The organism is Tenacibaculum retecalamus (assembly GCF_027941755.1).
In the GTDB taxonomy this organism is placed as follows: Bacteria; Bacteroidota; Bacteroidia; order Flavobacteriales; family Flavobacteriaceae; genus Polaribacter; species Polaribacter haliotis_B.
Map to the genome: position 1 here is coordinate 487,631 of NZ_CP115916.1, position 21,491 is coordinate 509,121.

General features: G+C 29.6%; 20 protein-coding genes, 1 tRNA gene and 1 pseudogene. 5 read left to right on the top strand and 17 right to left on the bottom strand.

Annotated features, from left to right (window positions below):
* Nucleotides 1–2 precede the first annotated feature (2 nt).
* The 7 genes from PG912_RS02410 to PG912_RS02440 form a co-directional block, all read right to left on the bottom strand.
* Nucleotides 3–521, bottom strand: a complete 519-nt coding sequence (locus tag PG912_RS02410) for a hypothetical protein (protein ID WP_275688330.1) — start codon at nucleotides 519–521, stop codon at nucleotides 3–5.
* 233 nt (nucleotides 522–754) lie between these two features.
* Nucleotides 755–1,576: a glycosyltransferase family 9 protein gene (locus tag PG912_RS02415; RefSeq protein WP_275688331.1), complete on the bottom strand. Its 822-nt coding sequence runs from the start codon at nucleotides 1,574–1,576 to the stop codon at nucleotides 755–757.
* Between the two features lie 67 nt (nucleotides 1,577–1,643).
* Nucleotides 1,644–2,207 (bottom strand): SIS domain-containing protein, encoded by a 564-nt coding sequence (locus tag PG912_RS02420; protein ID WP_275688332.1) that lies wholly within the window; start codon nucleotides 2,205–2,207, stop codon nucleotides 1,644–1,646.
* Nucleotides 2,204–3,574 (bottom strand): D-glycero-beta-D-manno-heptose-7-phosphate kinase, encoded by a 1,371-nt coding sequence (gene rfaE1, locus PG912_RS02425; protein WP_275688333.1) that lies wholly within the window; start codon nucleotides 3,572–3,574, stop codon nucleotides 2,204–2,206. The genes PG912_RS02420 and rfaE1 overlap by 4 nt, the downstream gene beginning before the upstream one ends.
* Entirely contained in the window at nucleotides 3,574–4,569 is a 996-nt protein-coding gene (gene rfaD, locus PG912_RS02430) for an ADP-glyceromanno-heptose 6-epimerase (RefSeq protein ID WP_275688334.1), read from the bottom strand. Before rfaD ends, rfaE1 begins: the two co-directional genes overlap by 1 nt.
* Before the next feature lie 5 nt (nucleotides 4,570–4,574).
* Nucleotides 4,575–5,096 (bottom strand): D-glycero-beta-D-manno-heptose 1,7-bisphosphate 7-phosphatase, encoded by a 522-nt coding sequence (gene gmhB / locus PG912_RS02435; protein ID WP_275688335.1) that lies wholly within the window; start codon nucleotides 5,094–5,096, stop codon nucleotides 4,575–4,577.
* A 61-nt stretch (nucleotides 5,097–5,157) separates the two neighbouring features.
* Nucleotides 5,158–5,760: a sugar transferase gene (locus PG912_RS02440; RefSeq protein ID WP_275688336.1), complete on the bottom strand. Its 603-nt coding sequence runs from the start codon at nucleotides 5,758–5,760 to the stop codon at nucleotides 5,158–5,160.
* 223 nt (nucleotides 5,761–5,983) lie between these two features.
* Between PG912_RS02440 and PG912_RS02445 the strand changes: the two genes are divergently transcribed.
* The 3 genes and pseudogenes from PG912_RS02445 to PG912_RS02455 all read left to right on the top strand — a co-directional run bounded on the left by PG912_RS02445 (nucleotide 5,984) and on the right by PG912_RS02455 (nucleotide 8,637).
* Nucleotides 5,984–6,056 (top strand) — tRNA-Met (locus PG912_RS02445).
* A 333-nt stretch (nucleotides 6,057–6,389) separates the two neighbouring features.
* A complete protein-coding gene (locus tag PG912_RS02450) occupies nucleotides 6,390–6,641 on the top strand; it encodes a protein-disulfide reductase DsbD domain-containing protein (protein WP_275688337.1) in 252 nt (83 codons plus the stop codon).
* Between the two features lie 17 nt (nucleotides 6,642–6,658).
* Nucleotides 6,659–8,637: pseudogene (locus tag PG912_RS02455) on the top strand (protein-disulfide reductase DsbD family protein).
* Nucleotides 8,638–8,678: 41 nt separating this feature from the next.
* Here PG912_RS02455 and PG912_RS02460 read toward each other — a convergent pair.
* From PG912_RS02460 to PG912_RS02480, 5 genes are all read right to left on the bottom strand, one after another.
* Nucleotides 8,679–9,926, bottom strand: a complete 1,248-nt coding sequence (locus PG912_RS02460) for an NAD(P)/FAD-dependent oxidoreductase (RefSeq protein WP_275688338.1) — start codon at nucleotides 9,924–9,926, stop codon at nucleotides 8,679–8,681.
* Nucleotides 9,927–10,187, bottom strand: coding sequence for a DUF3781 domain-containing protein (locus PG912_RS02465; RefSeq protein WP_260586360.1), 261 nt, complete (start codon nucleotides 10,185–10,187; stop codon nucleotides 9,927–9,929).
* Nucleotides 10,188–10,211: 24 nt separating this feature from the next.
* On the bottom strand, nucleotides 10,212–11,219 hold the full coding sequence (locus tag PG912_RS02470) for a 4-hydroxyproline epimerase (RefSeq protein WP_275688339.1): 1,008 nt from the start codon (nucleotides 11,217–11,219) through the stop codon (nucleotides 10,212–10,214).
* Between the two features lie 156 nt (nucleotides 11,220–11,375).
* Entirely contained in the window at nucleotides 11,376–12,962 is a 1,587-nt protein-coding gene (locus tag PG912_RS02475; RefSeq protein ID WP_275688340.1) for an aldehyde dehydrogenase (NADP(+)), read from the bottom strand.
* A 1-nt stretch (nucleotide 12,963) separates the two neighbouring features.
* Nucleotides 12,964–13,878, bottom strand: coding sequence for a dihydrodipicolinate synthase family protein (locus tag PG912_RS02480; protein ID WP_275688341.1), 915 nt, complete (start codon nucleotides 13,876–13,878; stop codon nucleotides 12,964–12,966).
* A gap of 143 nt (nucleotides 13,879–14,021) precedes the next feature.
* Here PG912_RS02480 and PG912_RS02485 point away from each other — a divergent pair, with 143 nt between their 5' ends.
* Nucleotides 14,022–14,861, top strand: coding sequence for an AraC family transcriptional regulator (locus PG912_RS02485; protein WP_275688342.1), 840 nt, complete (start codon nucleotides 14,022–14,024; stop codon nucleotides 14,859–14,861).
* 98 nt (nucleotides 14,862–14,959) lie between these two features.
* Nucleotides 14,960–15,925, top strand: a complete 966-nt coding sequence (locus PG912_RS02490; RefSeq protein ID WP_275688343.1) for a PorP/SprF family type IX secretion system membrane protein — start codon at nucleotides 14,960–14,962, stop codon at nucleotides 15,923–15,925.
* On the opposite strand, the gene murI is transcribed toward PG912_RS02490, so the two are convergent.
* From murI to PG912_RS02515, 5 genes are all read right to left on the bottom strand, one after another.
* Entirely contained in the window at nucleotides 15,922–16,716 is a 795-nt protein-coding gene (murI, locus tag PG912_RS02495; protein WP_260586354.1) for a glutamate racemase, read from the bottom strand. The genes PG912_RS02490 and murI overlap by 4 nt on opposite strands.
* Before the next feature lie 66 nt (nucleotides 16,717–16,782).
* Nucleotides 16,783–17,292: an OmpH family outer membrane protein gene (locus tag PG912_RS02500; protein ID WP_260586353.1), complete on the bottom strand. Its 510-nt coding sequence runs from the start codon at nucleotides 17,290–17,292 to the stop codon at nucleotides 16,783–16,785.
* 38 nt (nucleotides 17,293–17,330) lie between these two features.
* The gene (locus PG912_RS02505; protein ID WP_275688344.1) at nucleotides 17,331–18,128 is read right to left on the bottom strand and encodes an OmpH family outer membrane protein; all 798 of its coding nucleotides are present in this window, start codon (nucleotides 18,126–18,128) and stop codon (nucleotides 17,331–17,333) included.
* A 63-nt stretch (nucleotides 18,129–18,191) separates the two neighbouring features.
* Nucleotides 18,192–20,744, bottom strand: a complete 2,553-nt coding sequence (bamA, locus tag PG912_RS02510; RefSeq protein WP_275688345.1) for an outer membrane protein assembly factor BamA — start codon at nucleotides 20,742–20,744, stop codon at nucleotides 18,192–18,194.
* The gene (locus tag PG912_RS02515) at nucleotides 20,737–21,489 is read right to left on the bottom strand and encodes an isoprenyl transferase (RefSeq protein WP_275688346.1); all 753 of its coding nucleotides are present in this window, start codon (nucleotides 21,487–21,489) and stop codon (nucleotides 20,737–20,739) included. Before PG912_RS02515 ends, bamA begins: the two co-directional genes overlap by 8 nt.
* Nucleotides 21,490–21,491: the final 2 nt, after the last annotated feature.

Genomic DNA, 21,491 nt, shown 5'->3' on the forward strand with positions numbered 1-21,491 from the left:
ATTTATTGGCTTTGAACGCTTACTGTTTTTAACGAATAAGTTTCCTTTTTGATAATAAACAAGGCCTCAATTTCATTTTCACCTTCTATGTATTGCTTAAAACCATCTTTAAAGAAATTAGTAATAATAGCATTTAACCATTTATATTTTTTAAATTTTTCTTTATGTTTTTCGAGTAAGGAATCGCCAGAGCATGCTATTAAAACATTGGGATTTTGTTGTTTTACCTTTTTATAAAAAAAAGAGTCTTCATTTAATGAAACTGATCCCATTAAACCAATAATGTAATTAGGATTAAAGTTTCTAATTATTTTAAGAGCTTCTATTTCAGTTTTATTTTCAGCAATACAATCTAATACCAAGATTTTATACTCAGGTTCATTAAAGAAAGAAGATTGAATTAATAAATCTACAGGTTGTGGCAGATAATATGCCTTAGATACTTTAGAACAATAATAGTCTCTAATAAATATATTACCCCCAGGAGGGTTTAAAAATATTATATGTTTTGAAGTACTCATTGTTAGTAGTATATATTAATAGTCATTTACAAATTTATTAATTTTTAAAGCCATTTCTTTAGGTTTGAAGGATGTAAAGCAAGGTAGCTTTCCGTTACAATGCTTTGCTACCTTTGATTTAGGATGAACGAAGCATGGAGCGCATTCTAAATTTAAATCTAAATTTAGCATTTGTTGACTGTTTTTATAACCTATTAAACGTGATGATGTTGAATTCTCAGATCCCAACAGTTTTAACTTTGAAAAATGTAGCTAAATGTAAAGTAGCCTGAATCATTAGTAATAAGTACTCTTGCTTTTTTTAGATTATTTACAAATTCTGAAAGATTGTATTTACCAGCAATATTAAATAATAAACTAGGAGGAATTTTATTATTTATTAAGCGTTTTTTAAACAGTTCAACATATTCATATTCTGAAGTTGTACCCGTTAAGTAAAAATGCCAATCTGGGGTTTCAGAATGAAGCTCTTTAATTAATTCAATATATTTTGATAATGTAAATTTACGTTGTGGAAAATAGTTTCCTGCATTTATATTAATAAATATTTTGTTTGAGGAAGTGTTATTGATGTTTTTTGTAATTGGGTTTTTATATTTCTTACCAAACATTTCAGCAATAGCTTCTGTAGTTGGCTTATTAAACAAAGAAATATAATGATGTCCTTTTTTAATTGTGTTTTTAGGTTTAAAATAAAACGAACGACTAGGTTTTTTTATACTAATAATTAGCCTGAAAATACCAGATAGGTTTGAAACTCTTTCCATATCTAATATAGTACACTGTTTAGTTTTCCATATTTGATTTATTAGTTTGAAGAGACTGCTTATTAATGCTATTGGCGTGTCTGTTTTTACATAAATAGCATTTAAATTAAGTAAATCAATTAAGGTTTTATTTTTATGTAGTGTAATAAATGTAACCTTACTTTTAGCTATGCCAATAGTATCAATAACATGTACTATTCTAGTAATACTGCCAAAACCAAAAAATTTCAGTACTATAAAATTTTGATTATTAGAGTTTGTTTTTTTTTTACTGATTAAATTACTCATTATCATATAGAGTGGCTTAACCAACCGATCAATAACAATTAAATTTTTAGGGTTCATTTATATATTTCTAATTTAAAAAATATCTGTCTATAATATCACAAATACTATGTTCAATAAATAAATGAACTTCTTGTATTCTTGAAGTCTGTGTTGAATTAACAATAATGTTTTTGTCACATATTGTATTCATATCTCCTCCTTTATTACCACTTAAACCAACAACAAAGCATTTTTTGTTTTTTGCAACCTTAAGTGCATTGATAACATTTTTACTAGTACCACTGGTACTTATACCAATTACCAAATCTTGGTCTGTAGCTAACGCTTCTATTTGACGAGAAAAAACATTGTCATAAGTATAATCATTACTTATAGATGTGAGTATAGAAGTATCTGTAGTAAGAGCTATAGCAGCTAAAGCTTTTCGTTGCTTGTTATTAAAACTACCAACAAGCTCAGCAGCCATATGTTGAGCATCGGCAGCACTACCGCCATTACCAAGTATAATAATTTTACCACCAGTTTTTAAACGAGTTATACATTCATTGGCAATCAGGATAATATCATCTTTATGTTGATTGACTGTTAGTTTTAATACTAGAATATGTTCATTTAAGTTATCTAATATCATTTTTTTATTTTATTAATTAGTTCAGTCGTACTTTTTCCTTCTATAAACTCAATTAACTTTGTTTTTTTTACAATATCACTACCAATTACTTTTTTGTTTTTATAATCACCACCTTTTACTAAAATGTCAGGTTTTATTATTTTAATTAATTCATAGGGAGTATCTTCATTAAAAATAACTGTATAATCTACGGTTTTCAATGAATTTATGAGGTAAGATCTATCAAATTCATTGTTTATTGGGCGATCTTTCCCTTTCAACCTTTTCACAGATGCATCTGAATTAATACCTATAATTAAAACATCACCAGCTTTCTTTGCCTTTTCTAAATACTTTATATGACCTAAATGTAAAATGTCAAAACACCCATTCGTAAAAACTATTTTTTTGTTTTGTTTCTTTAATTGATCAACAATCTTTTTTATTTCATTTTTTGTTTTGATATTATATTGTTGAGCATAAATTTCATCAATAGTAGCAGTTGCTACTCCAGTTTTACCAACAACAACACCTGCAGCTAAATTAGCAAACTCTATAGCTTCTTCAATAGTTTGTTTATGGGCTAGTTTGAAAGCTATTGCAGCTATTACAGTATCACCAGCTCCAGTAACATCATATACTTCTTTTGTTTTAGTAGGGAATGTTTTTAGTTCTTTATTATAAACAGCAATACCGTCATGGCTAAGAGTAATTATAGAAATAGATAATTTATAATCAGATTTTAGTTTGCGAATGGCAGTTTCTAAATTTTTATTGTCAATGTCAAAGTTAGTAACAATACTAGCTTCTTTTTTATTTGGAGTTAATAAATAAGCTCCTGAATATTTTGAGTAATCATAGCCTTTGGGGTCTACTAGTACTTTTATTTTTAGCTTTTTAGCTGTTTTAATGATGTTTTTAGTAATCTTTTCAGTTAAGACTCCTTTACCATAATCAGAAAGAATAACGATATTATAATTTTTAATAATACTTTCAAATAGTTTTATGATTTTATTTGAAGTACTATCGCTAATTTCTTTTATATCTTCTTTATCGTAACGAACTATTTGTTGGTTAGAAGATAAGACTCTAGTTTTTACAGTTAAAGTTCTATTTTTTTCTTGTATAAGATGATTTGTGTTTATGTTTTTATCTTTTAATAATTTGTCAATTATTGAGAAATTTTCATTGTCGCCTATTACACTTATAATATCTGCTTTAGCTCCAAAAGCCAATAAATTATTAATTACATTACCAGCACCACCTAACACTGATGTTTCTTTATCTATTTTTACTATTGGAACCGGTGCTTCAGGTGATATTCTATCAATACTACCAACTAAATAATTGTCAACTATAATATCACCAATAACTAAAATACTTTTCATTATTTATTATTCCAATTAAATGTTTGTTTTATATAAGGGGTATATTCTTTAATACCTTTTTCTAGAGTATAACTAGGTTTAAATTTTAAAGAATGTTGAGTTAAACTAATATCCGCTTTAGTATTCATTTGATAACCTGTGTAAGGGTTCTTAAAATATTCTATATTTAAATCTGTATTTAATTCTTGTTGTAATATACTTACAATATCATAAAAACTACGATTAATACCTGTACCAACATTGTATACTCCTTTCTTTTTTGCAAAGCAGGCTAATATATTAGCTTCAACAACATCTTTAATGTAAATAAAATCTCGCATTATTTTATCTGAGTCAAAAAATAAACGAGGTGATTTACCTGCTAAAATTTGATGTCCAATTTGAAGTATCATAGAAGAACTCTTTTCTTTAAAGTATTCTTTTTCACCATAGACATTGAAAAACTTAAGCCCAATAATATGCATTTCAGAGTGCTCTTTTAAATATTTATAAGCAATTTGATCCATGCAGTATTTAGAAAAAGCATAAGGGTTTTCAGGAGAGTCGTCACCAATTTTTTGAGGGGAAGGACTTGAACCATATGTTGCAGCAGAACTAGCATAAACTATAGTTGAATTGTTATTCTTTGCAATTTCTAAAAGTTTATAAAAACTATTAACATTTGTTTTCATGATTAATTCTTGATCATAAACACGAGTGTCAGAAATAGCAGCTTGATGAAAAATATAATCTAATTTGTAATTTTTAAGTTTATTTAAATCTTGATCATTAGTAATATCTCCACAAATTATAATTCCTTTGAAACCTATTAAGTTTTTATAATGACCATAACTTTTTAAACTACCAGAACTAAAAATTTCTTCGTTTCTGAAAATATCAAAAATTATAATTTTGCTATCAGGATAATTTTCTTGTAAATAAAAAGCGATATTGGATCCAATAAACCCTGCACCACCAGTTATTAAAATAGTTTTATTATTAAAATTTGTATTCATTATCTTTAATAATTTATAAAACTACTTATATGTTTAATTGAAGGTGTGATAAAGGTAGCCTTACTATGCTTTTTATTTACTTTATGTCCACTTTCAACTAATATAGTATTTGTTATACCAAAGTTGTTTGCTGCTTTAATGTCACTTTCTTTATCTCCTATTAACCAAGATTTTTTTTTATCTATTTTATATTTAATATCAGCTATTTCAAACATTCCAGTTTTTGGTTTACGGCATTTGCAGTTGTCTTCTGGTTTATGTGGACAATATAAAACATCTAATATATTTATATTTTGGCATTTAAATTCATTTAACATCCAGTTATTAACAATATTAAAATCTTGTTTAGTATAGTAACCTCTTCCTATGCCTGACTGATTTGTAACAATAATTAAATTGAAGCCTATTTTTTGTAAATATTTACAACTAGTAAAAACACCTTCTATAAACTGAAAATCTTCTATTTTATGTAAATATTGTACTTCTTTGTTAATAACTCCATCTCTATCTATAAATATTGTCTTCATAATTTAAACACTTATTCTATTCTAAAAAATTAAAAGTATTAATGAAAATTCTATTTTAAAATTAATTACTATTCAATGTCAAAACTATTTTGATAGTTTTTATTAAAATTATAAAATCTAATTTCCATGAGTATTCATTTATATAGTATAAATCAAATTTTAATTTATCAAGATTATCTTTTGGTTTAGCTTTAGGGAGGTTAACTTGAGCCCAGCCAGTAATTCCTGGTTTTACAATATGTCTTAAATTAAAAGAAGGGTTTTGTTTTAAATATTCATCAACATAATTTGGTTGCTCTGGTCTAGAGCCAATAAAACTCATATCTCCTTTTAAAACATTGAATAGTTGAGGTAATTCATCGATTTTAGAAAGTCTTAAGAATTTTCCTAAGGTTGAAATTTTAAAATTTGACTTTTCTAAACATTCATTTTGAATATTAGAGATTGTTCTTATCTTGTATATTAGAAATAGTTTATCATTTTTTCCTACTCTTATTTGTGAAAAAATAGCGGATTCTTTTAAAGTTAATTTGGTTAGTAAAAAAGCTAGTATAATTAGTAGTAATGAGGGAAGTAGTATGATAGAAACAATAAAAATATCAAAACTTCTTTTTAATATAACATTGTTTTTTCTTTTCAATAAAGAAATAGAGTTATCAGTCATATTTAATAAATAGATTTTTAGTAAATAAAACGAAAAATTCTGTTATAATAATCTTTTTTTGTAAAATATTTCATCGGTTATCCTGTGAAGCTATTATAGGGAGATTTAGGTTGTAATTTCGAGATAGTGTAATGACAATTGTTTGTTATACCCTAATAAAAAATAAATTTTATTTTTTATTAGGGTATAACAAATAAATAGCAGTATATTTGCACTCGAAAATCGCGGGATAGAGCAGTAGGTAGCTCGTCGGGCTCATAACCCGAAGGTCACTGGTTCGAGTCCAGTTCCCGCTACTAGCAAAGAGTAATCAGCAATGATTACTCTTTTTTTTGTTTAAAAATTAAAAAGTTAAACTTTTTTTATTGTTGCTGATTTAAGCAAGAAAGATGCTATTTTTACAAAAAATAGAATAACAGTTTTAATTGTATAAAAATGAGGAAATTAATAACAATCTTAATCTTTACGATAAGCCTTGTCTCTTATGGGCAAATTCATAATCCTGTAAAATGGACTACTAGCGTAAAAAAGATATCTGATAAAGAAAGTGAATTAATAGCTACGGCTACCTTAGATCATGAGTGGTATATCTATTCTCAAGAAATTCCTGAAGGAGGCCATTACCTACAGTGTTTTCATTTACGGGAGATCAACGTTACTTAAAAAAAGGAAACACCAAAGAAGGAGAAGGGCATGTTGTAGATGATGAGGTGTTTGAAATGCGCATTAAATATTTTGATAATAAAGCAGTTTTTAAGCAACGTATTAGATTAAAAACAAATGAAAAATTTATTATAAAAGGAACTGTTGAGTATATGGTTTGCTCGGGAGAAAATTGTTTACCTCCTAAAGAAATAGATTTATCTTTTGTTATTAATTAAATATCCATAAAATTTAGATGAAAAAAATATTTATAATACTGTTTAGTTTACTGATAAATTTAACGGTAACAGGCCAGATATTTAATCCGATTAAATGGACAACCAAAGTAGAAAAAATTACAGATTCAAAATATAAGTTACTAACAGTAGCAACGATTGAAGATGGTTGGAGTTTGTATTCTCAAGAAGTGCCAAAAGGTGGCCTATACCCACAACTTTTACGTATGATGATAATGGAGGAACTTTAAAAATAATAGGAAATACCAAAGAACCTAAAGGAAAAGTAAAGTTTACAAAACTATTTAGTGAAGCAGGAATGAATATAAAATCCTTTGCTCATAAAGCTGTTTTTGAACAAGAAATAGAACTAGTTGATCCTACAATTACAGTAGTTAATGCTTTTGTTGAGTTTATTGCCTGTACTGAAGAACAATGTTTGCCGCCAAAAGAAATTGAGTTGGTTTTTGATTTAACGAAAAGTGTATTTAAAAAGAAAACAAATTCTGATGTTGCTAAAGTAGATGATGACACTAAGAAAGATAAAAAAGGATTGTTAAGTATTTTCTTTATTGCTTTCTTATCAGGGTTTGCAGCATTATTAACACCTTGTGTTTTCCCGATGATTCCAATGACGGTAAGTTTCTTTACGAAACAAAGTAAAAGCAAAGCAAAAGGAATAAAAAATGCAATTATTTACGGAATTTCAATTATTGGTATATATGTATTATTAGGTACTGTAGTAACAGGTGTTTTTGGTGCTGATGCTTTAAATGCTTTGTCAACTAATGTATGGTTTAATATCGCTTTCTTTTTAATTTTAGTAATTTTTGCAGTGTCTTTTTTAGGTGCTTTTGAAATTACATTGCCGAGTTCTTGGGCAACAAAAGTAGATTCACAAGCAGATAGAGGAGGTTTAATAGGAATCTTTTTTATGGCATTAGCCTTAGCAATTGTATCATTTTCTTGTACTGGTACAATTGTAGGAACATTGTTGGTAGAGGCTGCCTCAAAAGGGGGTATCGCACCTATTATAGGTATGTTAGGATTTTCATCAGCTATCGCAATACCATTTGCATTGTTTGCAGCTTTTCCAGGTTGGTTAAATTCATTACCAAAATCAGGAGGTTGGTTAAATACAGTGAAAGTTGTATTAGGGTTTTTAGAACTAGCTTTAGCTTTTAAATTCTTATCGAATGCCGATTTAGTTTTACAATTACATCTACTAGAAAGAGAAGTTTTTATTGCTATTTGGATTGCAATATTCGGAGCTTTAACATTTTATTTATTAGGGAAAATTCAATTGCCTCATGATAGCCCACAGAAACATATTTCTGTAGGTAGGCTTTCTTTAGGGTTAATTGTAGGATCATTTACTATTTATATGTTACCAGGTTTATGGGGGGCACCTTTAAATTTAATTAGTGCTTTTCCGCCACCACAACATTATAGTGAGTCTCCATATGGAGTAGGGTTTACAAAGAAAAATACACTAGTAGTTTCAGAGACTAATTCTGAAAAAACTCACAGCGGTTTACCAGAAGGAGCGCATTTAATGCCTCCTCATGATATTGTTTCTTTTCACGATTATGACAAAGGGCTTGCATATGCTAAAAAAGTAGGGAAACCAGTAATGATAGATTTTACAGGGCATGCTTGTGTAAATTGTCGTAAAATGGAGCAGAATGTTTGGGTAAAACCTAAGGTGCTAAATATTTTAAAAAACAAGGTTGTTTTAATATCATTATATGTAGATGATAAAAGAGCTTTAAAAGAAGATGAGGTTGTAAATTCTAAATTAAACCCTGGGAAGAAATTAAAATATATTGGACAAAAGTGGAGTGAATTACAAACCATAAAATACAAAGCAAATTCACAACCATTTTATGTATTAATGGCGCATGACGAATCTAATCTGATAGTTCCTGTATCTTACACACCAGATGTAGATGAATATTATAATTGGTTAGAAAAAGGAATCGCTAATTTTAAGAAATAAAATAAAAACATCCACTTTAATTTAAAGTGGATGTTTTATTTTTAATCAAATCTATTTGGATTAAAAGGCGTAATATTTAAACTTGTTTTTTCTTCGGATATAATTTCTGAAACTAATTTTCCGGTTGCTGGACCTAAGCTCCAGCCCATCATTGCATGCCCTGTTGCAATAGTTACATTTTTAACTTTAGATAAGCGTCCAATATATGGCAATCCGTCAGGAGAACAAGGTCTTAAACCACAAGCGGCGTTGTCTATATCATGTTGCTCAATTTTTAATCTATCATAATATTTTTCACCAGCTTTTGCAATCGCATCAACTCTTCGTGTATTTATAGTATGGTTAATTGTATCAACTTCCATAGTGCCAGCAAAACGCGTAAATCCATTCATTGGTGTTACTGCAACTTTGGCTTCTATCAGAATAGCAGGAATTGTAATCCCTGTTTTTTTAGACACATTTATTCGATACCCTTTTCCTGCCTGAACCGGAATTGTTGTATTTAGTTTTTTTAGTAGTTTTTGTGACCAAGAACCTGTAGCTACAATAATCTCATCTGCAAATAATTCTTGTTTATCAGTTTTTATCGATGATACTTTATCTCCCAGTAAATTCATATCTAAAACCTCTTCATTAGCCAAAATAGTAACATTGTTTTTTACTAAATAGTTTTTTAACTGAGGCATAAATTCATTGGGTGTCATATGTGCATCAGAATGGTAATAAACGGCTCCTTTAATATTTAAACCTGCATCAGGTTCTAGCTTTAAAACTTGTTTTTTTGTTAAGTTTTCAACATGTAGCCCTTCTTTAATCCCGCGTTGCCCAGTAGTCCATTCTTCTTCGCCAGCTTTATCAGTTTGGTAGCACATTAACAATCCTTTATGCTGATAAAAAAAATCGAAATCATTTGAAGCTTTGATGTCTTCATAAAGATTTTTGCTAAGAAGGTTAATATCTTTAATTACTTTGATGGCACTTTCTACTTTTTGAGTAGTGGAAGCTTTTTTAAACAACCAACTCCATTTTAAAAAATCATAATCTAAGCGAGGTTTAACATAAAAAGGACTTTCAGGGTTTAGCATCCATTTAATTCCTTTATTAATCATCCCCGGAGCTGCTAAAGAAATAATATGGCTAGGGGTTATAAAACCTGCATTTACATAAGAAGCACCGCTTGTAAAATCGGATTTATCGATTATAGTTACCTTATTCCCTTTTTTTTGCAAATAATAAGCAGTACATAATCCTATAATACCGCCTCCGATTATCAATACTTTTTTCGACATTTAATGTGTTATTTTATCTACAGTTATAACTCTAAAAGTATTTGAATTAATTGTAATTTTTATATTGTGTTCTTTATTGGTGATATAATAATTTTTACCTTTCTTTTCGTAGTGTTCTAAATTTGTTTCCCTTAGTATTTTTTCAAGAAAAATTTCAATTTCTTCTTTTGAAAAATCGATACCTAGTTTTTTATTTATCCTTTGATAAACAAGTACAGTATAACAGTGGTTATTTAGTATGTTTTCTTTAATTATTTTCATGAAAATTAATAATGAATTACGTTATTATATTACTTGAAAACCATAAGCATACGGATCATCTTCTCTATCAATAATAATCGTGTTATACCCAAATACTTTTGCCCAACCTTTTATACTTGGTATAATTGCTAGTTTACCATTTAAAGAAGTTTCTTCCTCTACACATCCAGTAAATTTGCTTCCGATATAGCTTTCATGAATAAATTTTTCTCCAATTTTTAATTTCCCTTTAGCATATAGTTGTGCTAAACGAGCTGAAGTTCCTGTGCCACAAGGGCTTCTGTCAATAGCTTTATCGCCATAAAAAACAGCATTTCTTCCTGATGATGTTGGGTCAATCGGATTGCCTGTCCATAGCATGTGAGTTACATTTCTAATAGTATTGTTTTCAGGATGAATAAACATATCAGGATATTTCTCATTAATTCTATTTCTAACAATTTGAGAATATTGAATGATTTTACTAGCGGTAAAATCATGTACTCCAGAAAAATTTTTCTGAGGATCTACTATTGCATAATAATTACCTCCGTAAGCAACATCAAAAGTAATTTCACCTAATTCTGGGCAATCAATTGTTAAGTTTTCAGCAGCTAAGTAACTTTTTACATTCGTTAATTTTACCCAATCAACTTTTTTACCAGTTTGACCATATTCAATATTTACCAAACCAGCAGGAGCTTCCATTTTTATTTTTCCAGGAATTTTTGGAGTAATTAAGCCTTCTTCAATTGCAATAGTAACGGTTCCTATAGTTCCATGACCGCACATTGGTAAACAACCAGAAGTTTCTATAAATAAAATAGCAAAATCATTTTTAGGATTGTGAGGAGGAAATAATATTGAACCACTCATCATATCATGTCCGCGAGGTTCGAACATTAATCCTTTACGAATCCAATCATATTTTTTTAAAAAATGTTGTCGCTTTTCGCTCATGTTAGCGCCAATTAAATTTGGACTACCACCAGTGATAACTCTTACGGGATTCCCGCAAGTATGCGCATCAACGCAAAAGAAAGTTTTTTTCATGCTAAATTGAATCGCCAGCTTGTATTCTTCCTAGAAAAAACCCTTCAAAATCTCTCTAATTAAGAAAAACGAAGCTGGCTTTGTTTTCAATTTCTTTAGCTTACTCAAAAGTAATATTTAGTTTTTTTGATTTTCTAAAGAAAGTGTTAATTTTTGTTAAAGTATTTGTTGTTTTGTAATGCTACCGTTAACTGTACGTAAAATCACCAAGGGGTTTTCGTTTTTTAATTCATCAGGTAATAATTCATTTGGCCAATCTTGATAACTAAAAGGACGTACCCAACGTTTTATAGAATGAATTCCAACTGCAGTAAACCTACTATCTGTAGAGGCAGGGTATGAGTCACCGTGAACCATAGATGGACAAACTTCTACACCTGTTGGAACGCCATTAAATATAATTCGTCCAACTCTGTTTTGTAAAGCAGAAATGATAGTTGGATAACTAGCAACTTCATTTTTATCAGAAATTATAGTACCTGTTAATTGGCCTTCTAATTTCGAAATTATTTTTTCTAGTTGAATTGCATTTTCACATTGTACAACCATAGAAAAAGGATCAAAGACTTCTTGATGTAGTTTTGGATTGTTTAAAAATGTTTCGCCTTTAACAGTTGTAATTACTTGGTGAGCATAATTAGATTGGACTTCGCTTTCGTAATCAGCAACAACTGTTAATCCTTTTTGAGTAATTGCCGTTTGTTTATTATTCTCATAAGCTTTTATAATATTTGGATGTAGCATACAACTAGGATTTATCGCTACAATTTTATGCCCCAAATCATTAATAAATTTTGATAAATGAGCTCCTTTAATTCCTAAAATTAAACCAGGGTTTGTACAAAATTGCCCTGTACCTACGGTTATAGAATTGGCATATGTTGTGGCTAAGGTTTCTGCTCGATTTTCTAATGCTTTAGGAAAAAGTATCACTGGGTTTACGCTTCCCATTTCTGAAAAAACAGGAATAGGTTCCTCACGTTTTGCAGCCAAATCGAACAAAGCTCTACCGCCTTTTATGCTTCCTGTAAAACCTACTGCTTTAACTTTTGGATGAGCAACTAATTGTTGTCCAACTTCAATTCCGCTAGAATTTAAATTAGAGAAAACACCATTAGGCATTCCTGTATTTTTAGCAGCCTTTATAATTGCTGATGCTATTAATTCACCGGTTCCCGCATGCATTGGATGTGATTTTACAATTACGGGGCATCCAGCAGCAAATGCGGCAGCGGTGTCACCTCCAGCGGTTGAATAAGCTAAAGGGAAGTTACTTGCTCCGAAAACAACGACTGGTCCTAAAGGAATATTCATTTTTCGGATATCTGATTTTGGTATTGGTTCTCTATTTGGAATAGCAGTATCAATTGTTGCAGAAACCCATGAACCGTCTGAAACTAAATCAGCAAAAGATCGTAGTTGATTAATAGTTCTTCCTCGTTCTCCTTTTGCTCTGCCTTCTGGCAAACCAGTTTCAGAGCAATACATTTTTATTAATTCATTATCTAAAGCTAAAATTTCATCTGCGATAGCATTTAAAAAACCAGCTTTTTGTTTTCCAGAAACAATACTGTACTCTTTAAATGCTTTTGAAGCTAAAGAAATGGCATCGTTAATTTCATTAACAGTAGCCTCTGTAAAAACAGTGTTGTTTTTCTTATTTAATTCAGGATTAAATGTGGTATATGTTGTTTTTCCTGAAGCGGATAACGTGCTTCCTATATAGTTTTTTCCTGTAATCATTTTATAAATTTTTATAATCAGTTAAGGTTGGTCTATTTTTTAATCCGTTTTCAATAATTTTTAATACTTGTGCTCTTTCGGTACCAATTAAAGGTAAACGAGGAGCACGAACATTTTCGGTACCTATACCAGTAGCCACTTCAGCTAATTTTATGTTTTGTACTAATTTAGAATTTATATCTAACTCTAGCAATGGTAAAAACCAACGATAAATTTCTAAAGCTTCTTTAATTTTTCCTGCTTTCTGTAGCTCATAAATGGCAACTGTTTCTTTAGGGAAAGCACAAACTAACCCAGCAACCCAGCCATCAGCTCCCATCAGTAAACTTTCTAAAGCTATAGTATCTACACCTGTCATAATTTTCAATCTATTTCCAAAGCGATTTTTAATTCTTGTTACATTAGATATATCCCTGGTAGATTCTTTAACTGCTTCAATATTATCACATTTTAGCAATTCATCAAACATATTTAAAGTAACTTCAACTTTATAATCAACTGGGTTGTTGTACACCATAATGGGTAAAGATGTATTGTTAGCTACAGCTTTAAAATAAGTTACAGTTTCTCTGTCTCCCGCATTGTAACGCATAGGTGGTAGCATCATTAATCCTTTAGCACCGTCTTCTTCGGCCTTTTGTGCTGCTAAAATTGCTCCTTTGGTTGTTTGTTCAGCAATATTTATTAGGACAGGAACTCTTTCTTTCACTAATGCAACAGTGGTTTTTGTAAGTGTTCTTTTTTCTTGGTCAGACAATGTACTTGCTTCTCCTAAAGTACCTCCTAAAACTATTCCGTGAACTCCAGCTTCTAATTGCGCTTTAATATTCACTTCAAACATATTAAAATCTAGAATATCCTCGTTAGTAAATTTTGTGGTTACGGCTGGCATAACTCCTTTCCAATTTATACTCATGGTGTTTTTTTAGGCAAAGTTATAATTGATACACGTAGTAGATTTCTCATTTATTATCCATATAGCATATTATTTTACCTTAAATAATAATAGTATTTAATTTTTAGGATAATATATTATAGTTTTGTTTTAAAATCTGATGAATGATAGTTTTACCATTTAAAATTCCGAAAACTAAAAACCTAGGGTTAATTTATCAAGAAGATAAAGGGTCTTTTTTTTATGATAAATTACACCAACATGAAGAAATTCAACTTTGTTATATTCTTAAAGGAGAAGGAACTTTAATTGTTGGAGATACAGTTAATGAATATAAAAAAGATGATGTTTTAGTACTTGCTGGTAATCAGCCGCATGTTTTTAAAAGTGATAATTCATTAATTAAAGAGTCTTGTATGATTTCTCTTTTTTTTACAAAAAAATCATTTGGAGATCATTTTTTTGAATTAGATGATTTTAAGGAGATTTCGATGTTTTTTAGCATGATTAAAAGTAGTTTTAGTGTAGTTTCAAATCAAAAAAAAATAAAGAAATTATTTGTAAAAATTAAAAAAAGTAGGGATATCGTTAAGTTTACTGTTTTTATTAAGATACTAACTATTATTGTGAAATCAGAGACGATATCTCTTTCATCATTTTTGGATGAAAAAAGGTATTCTGATAATGAAGGAAAAAGAATGAGGGATGTTATGGATTATACTTTGAGTAATTTTACGAATAAAATTGAGTTAGATGATATAGCAGGTGTAGCAAACATGACTTCTAATGCTTTTTGTAGATATTTTAAGCAAAGAACAAATAAAACCTTTTTCACTTTTTTAAATGAGCTTAGAATTGAAACTGCTTGTAAATTTTTAAAAAATAGTGAGTATTCAATTATTGAGGTGTCTGAAAAATCTGGATTTATAAATATTTCTAATTTTAATAGAAAATTTAAAGAATTGAAAGGAAGAACCCCATCTAATTATCGATTAAATTATTAAGATGTTAAAAAATGAAGAATAAAAGTAGTTTTTTGAGAATTAAGGAAATTTTTAAGGACTCTTGGTTATATTTGACAGCTATTTATTAGGAGAGAAATATGAAAAAAATTATTGCCTTATTTTTTGTGATTTTTATATCAAAAATTTATGGACAAGAAACATTGCCAATCTATGCAGATTATTTATCTGACAATGTTTATTTGTTGCATCCAACTGCAGCAGGTATTGGTGATTGTGGAAAGTTACGTTTAACTGCACGTCAACAATGGATTGGAGTAAAAGACGCACCTTCGTTACAAACGGCAAGTTTTCATGCTAAATTTAATGAGAACTCAAATGCAGGTTATGGGTTTATTCTTTTTAATGATAAAAACGGTTATCACTCTCAAAAAGGATTACAAGGAACTTATGCCTATCATATAGATATGGGGAATGAAAACTTGTTTAAACAGTTGTCATTTGGTCTTTCAATGTCAGTAGTTCAAAATGAAGTTGATCAACGAAATTTTGTTAACGATCCAGCAGTTAGTCAGGTTATTAATAGTGATTTTTATTTTAATGCCGATTTTGGTATGGCATACCATCATAAAGGTTTTTCATCTTATTTTACGGTGAAAAATATTATGCTGTCTGCAAAAAACGATTTAAATCCTGATTTTGAGTCTTATAATTTAAGAAATTATATTATTGGAGCAGGTTACTTTTTTGGAGATGAAGATAAGTTACAATATGAACCTTCTGTTATGTTGCAATACAAGGATAAAACTGGTGAGAAAATAGCAGATTTAAATTTTAAAGTTTATAAGCAGTTTGAAGCTACCCAATTATGGGCAGCTTTATCTTATAGAAGAAGTCTAGATAGCAGTGTTTTTGGAGTTGCAAGCTATATAACTCCTATTGTAGGTGTGAATTACAAAAACTTAATGTTTGCGTATACGTACACTCAACAAAGTGGAGAAGTGGTTTTTTCTAATGGAGGTTTTCACCAAGTTTCTTTTGGTATAGATGTTTTATGCAGAAAACGTAGAGCTTCAGCGTGTCCAAACATTAACGGGAGTTTTTAAAAATCTAAAATATCAATAGAAATTTTACTGTAATCTTTTAATAAATATTCCAATACATTTTTTTCTTTATTGATGTAAAACTTATTGATAATGTTATTTTTCGAATTAGCTAATAAATTATTTTCTAGTAAAACCTTTTTTGTTTGTTTAGCAACAGCCTCACCAGAATCAATAATTTTTATATCGTTTCCAATAATTTTTTTTATTTGAGGAATTAAATAAGGATAGTGCGTACAGCCTAAAACAATACAGTCACAATTTGATTTTAGGATAACACTTAAATGTTTTTCTAATAAGGTTGTCATTTCTGAAGAATGAATTTTTCCGTTCTCAATGAGTTCAACTAAACCATTTCCTATCTGCTCAATGATTGTAATGTTGTTGTTAATAGTAGCAGATGTTTTTTCGAATAAAGCGCTGTTAAGTGTTCCTTTTGTAGCTAAAATACCAATAATTTGAGTTTTAGTTTGAATTGAAGCCGATTTTATCGCTGGTTCAATTCCTATGATGGGAACAGTATAGTTTTTTCTTAAATATTCAATAGCGTTTGTGGTTGCCGTATTACAAGCAACTACAATTAACTTACAACCTTTATTAATTAAATACTCAGTGTTTTTAATAGATAAATTAAGTATTTCTTCTTTTGATTTTTGTCCATAAGGAGCATTTTTACTATCGGATAAGTAAATAGTGCTTTCGTTTGGAAGTAACGCATGAATCTCTTTCCAAATAGAAGTACCTCCTATACCTGAATCAAATATACCAATAGGTTGTTGCTGTTGTTTAGTCATAGATATACAAAAATAAAAATCCTGCTGAATTCAGCAGGATTTTTATAAAATATTTTAAAGGTTTTATTAGAAACCTAATTTAGCTTTTACAGCTCCGTAAATGTCTTCACCTTTATCATAAACGATTAATCCTTTACCAGGAGCAGCATCAAATACATAAATAATTCCTTTAGCAGCTGCAACATCTTTAATTGCTTGCTCAGCTTTCTTTAAAATAGGAATTGTTTTTTCTTGGTATTTTTTCTGCATCTCCTGACTAGCAGATTGCTGAGCCTGACCAATTCTTTGTCTGTCTTGCTGAATTTCAATAGCTCTTTTTTGGTTTACTTCTTGTGTTTGACTTTTACTTTCTGCTTCGTATTTTTTCATTTTAGCTTCTGCTTTTTTAGCCATAGCTTCAATGTCGTCACGGTAGGTCTTATTTAATTTCTCTAACTCAGCTTTCATAGCTTTAGTTGCAGGCATTTCAGATAATAATTTATCTGTATTTATATGTGCAGTTTTTTGTGCATTTGCCACACTACCTAATCCAATTGTGAAAATTGCAACTAATACTAACGTCTTAAAATGTTTCATCTTTGTTTTAATTTAATTTAATGTTCTCTATTCTTGATTTATTTATTCTCTTGTATTGCTTGTTTCTTAGCTTCTTCTTGTGCTTTTTTTAAGGCTTCTCTTTTTTCTATTATCAATTTTCTTTTGTTAGCCCTTTCTTGTAGCTTCGCTTGTCTTTTTTCTTCTATTAGCTTAATTTTAGCAAGCTTGTCATTTTGTTTTTTCTTTCTGAGTGCTTCTTGTTTAGCTGTTTTTGCTTTTTGCGCATCACTTAAGCCTTCATTTTTAAGTAATTCCTTTTTTGCTGCAACTTTATCTTTTTTTGCTTGTTTCTTCTGATCAATATTAATCATTTTAACAATAAGGTCGCTAATATCGTGTTTTTTGTTAGAATATAGCATTACTAACTCACCAGATTTATCAAAAACAAAATCATATTTTTTTCTTGAAGCAATTGTTTGAACAGCATTGAAAACTTGATCTTGAATAGGCTTTATTAATTGTCTTCTTAAATTATACATATCACCTTTAGAGTAAAAGTATAAAGATTCTAATCTACGTAAAGCTTCTTGTTGAATTGTAATGTCCTCTTCGCGTTCATCAATTAAATCTTTTGTTAAAATAGCTTTCTCGTTTGTTAGATCAGTTTTTAGAACTTCTATAGCTCTATTTTCTTTGTCTAACTTCGTTTTCCATTTTAAAATTTTAGCATCTAAGGAATTTTGAGCTTCTAAATATTCAGGGATATTTTGAAGTATATATTCCATATCGATATAGGCGATGCGTTGACTTTTTTGTGCAACAGCAATACTACTAGTAATAAGTAAAAGAACTATTGATAAAATGTTTTTTTTCATCTTGCTATAATGTGTTTAGAAAAAACCGTGCCAAAAAACCGGACACATCACAAATGTAAGGTTTTAGAACTGTCTTCCAATAATAAAATGTGTTTGCCAACCAGATTTTTCAATTTGTCCAGGTAGTGGATCAAATCCATGAGCAAAGTCTATACCTAGTAAACCAAATGCAGGCATAAATATACGGACACCTAACCCAGCAGAACGTTTCAGTTTAAACGGATTAAATTCGCTAAAATTGTTATAAGAGTTCCCTGCTTCTAAAAATCCTAAAGTATAAATTGATGCAGAAGGTTTGTCTGTTATGGAATAACGTAATTCCATTTGAAATTTATTATAGATAGAGCCTCCATCTACAGAAGATATTCTATTGTTTTCATAACCTCTTAATCCGATAGTTTCTCGGCCATCTAGTTGCCCTTGAGCAATTCCGTCTCCTCCAACAAAATATCTTTCAACAGGTGTTAACCCTAGCTTTTTATTATAAGATCCTAAATACCCCATTTCAAAATTAGACATTAAGACTAATTTATTATTTTGAGATAAAGAGGTATACCATTTTCCTTTTGCAGTAATTTTATAATACTCAAGCCATTTGTATTTATCAGATAAATAAGCCTGTCTTTCACTGTTAGTTGGGTTTTCAGGTTCATCATAATCTTTGCCATTGACTAATGAGTATGGAAAAGTAGCTTTGGCAGTTAACGAAAAATCTGAACCATATGAAGGAAAAATTAAACTTGGATATGTTGAATTACGACCAAAAGCAATTGTATATGCTAAGTTGTTAAGATTACCATCACTAATAACGTCATTTGAAGAACCTACACGGTATCCATAATTTTGTAACTCAATTCCTTGGTAACTTATACTTTGAGATAAAGAAAAGTAATCATCAGGCCAATTTAAACGCTTTCCTAGGCCGATTGAAGCACCTATAATACTCAAACTTTGATTTTTATCAACAGAGTTTGTATTATAGTCATATCTATATTGATCAGATAAATAAACTGAAAAAGATAAAGATTGAGGCTTTTTACCACCTAGCCAAGGTTCTGTAAAAGAGAAACTATAGGTGTTATAGGTTCTACTTGTTTGTAAACGTAATGATAATTTTTGACCATCACCCATTGGTAGTGGTTTATAGGCTTCTTTATTGAAAATATTTCTAATAGAGAAATTATTAAAAGATAATCCCAAGGTACCAATAAATGATCCACCACCATAACCACCTTGCAGTTCTATTTGACTACCGCCTTTTTCTACAACAGAAAATTCAATATCAGCAGTTTTGTTTTGATAATCAGGTTTAACATCAGGAGTTACATTCGCATCAAAAAATCCTAATTGACCAATTTCACGAATTGAACGAATAATGTTTTCACGACTAAATAAATCACCTGGTTTTACACGTAATTCTCTGTAAATAACATGGTCATTTGTTTTTTCATTACCAGCCACAGATACTTTCTTAATAGTAGCCTGCTCATCTTCACGAATACGAACTTCTACAGTAATAGAATCATTTTTTACTTTTGTTTCTATCGCGTTTATCTGAGAAAATAAATATCCGTTGTTATGGTAAAGTGTTTGAATGTCTTGAGAGTTAGGCGACCCATCTCCTGAAATACGTTCTTTTAAAACTTTTCCATTGTAGATATCTCCTTTGTCAATACGCAATAATCTCTGTAAAAATTCATCTGAGAATTTTTTATTACCTATAAATTTAATGTCATCAAAACGGTACTGACGCCCTTCTTCTAAGGTGATTTCTAAATTAATAGTATTGTCGTCATTCCAAATAAGATTGTCTGATAAAATACGAGCATCACGATATCCGTTTTCACTGTAGTTTTCAAGAATGCTTTCTAAATCTTCTTTATAATCAGCTAAGACATATTTTGAGGCTTTCCAAAAACGACCTAAAACTTTACGTTTAGTATTTTTCATGAATCCTCTTAAGGCTCCACTAGACATTGCTGTGTTTCCTGTAAAATTAATTTCTTTAATTTTTATACGTTTCCCTTTATCAACAAATATATCCATACTAACAGTGTTTATGTCAGAAGTGTCTTTTTTAGTTGTTAGAGAAACTTTAGTTTTTAAGAAACCTTTATCGGTATATTTCTTTTTGATATAATTTCTAGTAGTTACGATTAGGTTATCAGTAACCATAATACCCTTTTTAAGCTCAGTTTCTTCTTTAAGTTCTCTTGCTTTTGATTTACTAAGACCAGAAATTGAGATGTCAGCTAATTGAGGTAGTTCAGTAACATCAAATAGTAAATAAACAGTTTCTCCATCTTTTTTAGATAGATATACATCAACATCGCTAAACTGTTTGCTTTCGTAAAGTTTTTTAATAGCACTGGTAAGTTTATCTCCAGGTAACTTTATAGGCTGTCCATCTATTAAACCTGTGTAAACTCTTATGGTTTGTTCACTAAATTTTTGTAGACCAGTAACCGTAATACCTCCAAGAAAATATTGTTCTCCTTTTTTGTAGGGGATGACATTACTTGTAGCAATACTGTCTTTAGTTATGATGTCTTGTGCTTGTGTATTCGCTGATAAAAAAGCGATTAAAAATACTACTAAATAAGAATATTTATTCATTGGTCTCAATCTGTTCACTTGTTTTTCCAAATCTTCTCTCTCTGTTTTGATAATCTATTACGGCGTCAAAAAGATCTTCTCTTCTAAAATCTGGCCATAATATTTCTGTAAAATATAATTCTGCATATGCTAGTTGCCAAAGTAAAAAATTACTGATTCTTTGTTCCCCACTTGTACGTACCATTAAATCAACGTCGGGCAAATTAAACGTATATAAATGGTTATTTATAATTTTTTCATCTATTTTTTCAATATCAAGCTCGTTATTAACAACTTTTTCAGATATATTTTTGAAAGCATTAACAATTTCTTCTCTCGAACCATAGCTTAAAGCAAAGGTTAACGTGATTTTGGTATTGTCTTTAGTTTCATCAATAACTTTAGTTAAAATTTTCTGCGCATTTTTTGGTAAGCTAGTAAGATTACCAATGGCATTTATTTTTACATTTTTACGCTGAAAATCTGGAAGTTCTTTCTTTAAAGTATTGACAAGTAGGCTCATTAAGGCATCTACTTCTAACTTAGGTCTGTTCCAGTTTTCAGTAGAAAAGGCATAAAGAGTAATGAATTTAACACCAATTTCTGACGCAGCATCAGCTGTTTCTCTAATTGCAGTTAAAGCATTTCTATGACCAAAAACACGTTGCATTCCTTTACCTTTTGCCCATCTTCCATTGCCATCCATAATAACGGCAATGTGATTTGGAACTTTCTGTAAATTAATACTATGTAATTTGTCTTTCATTT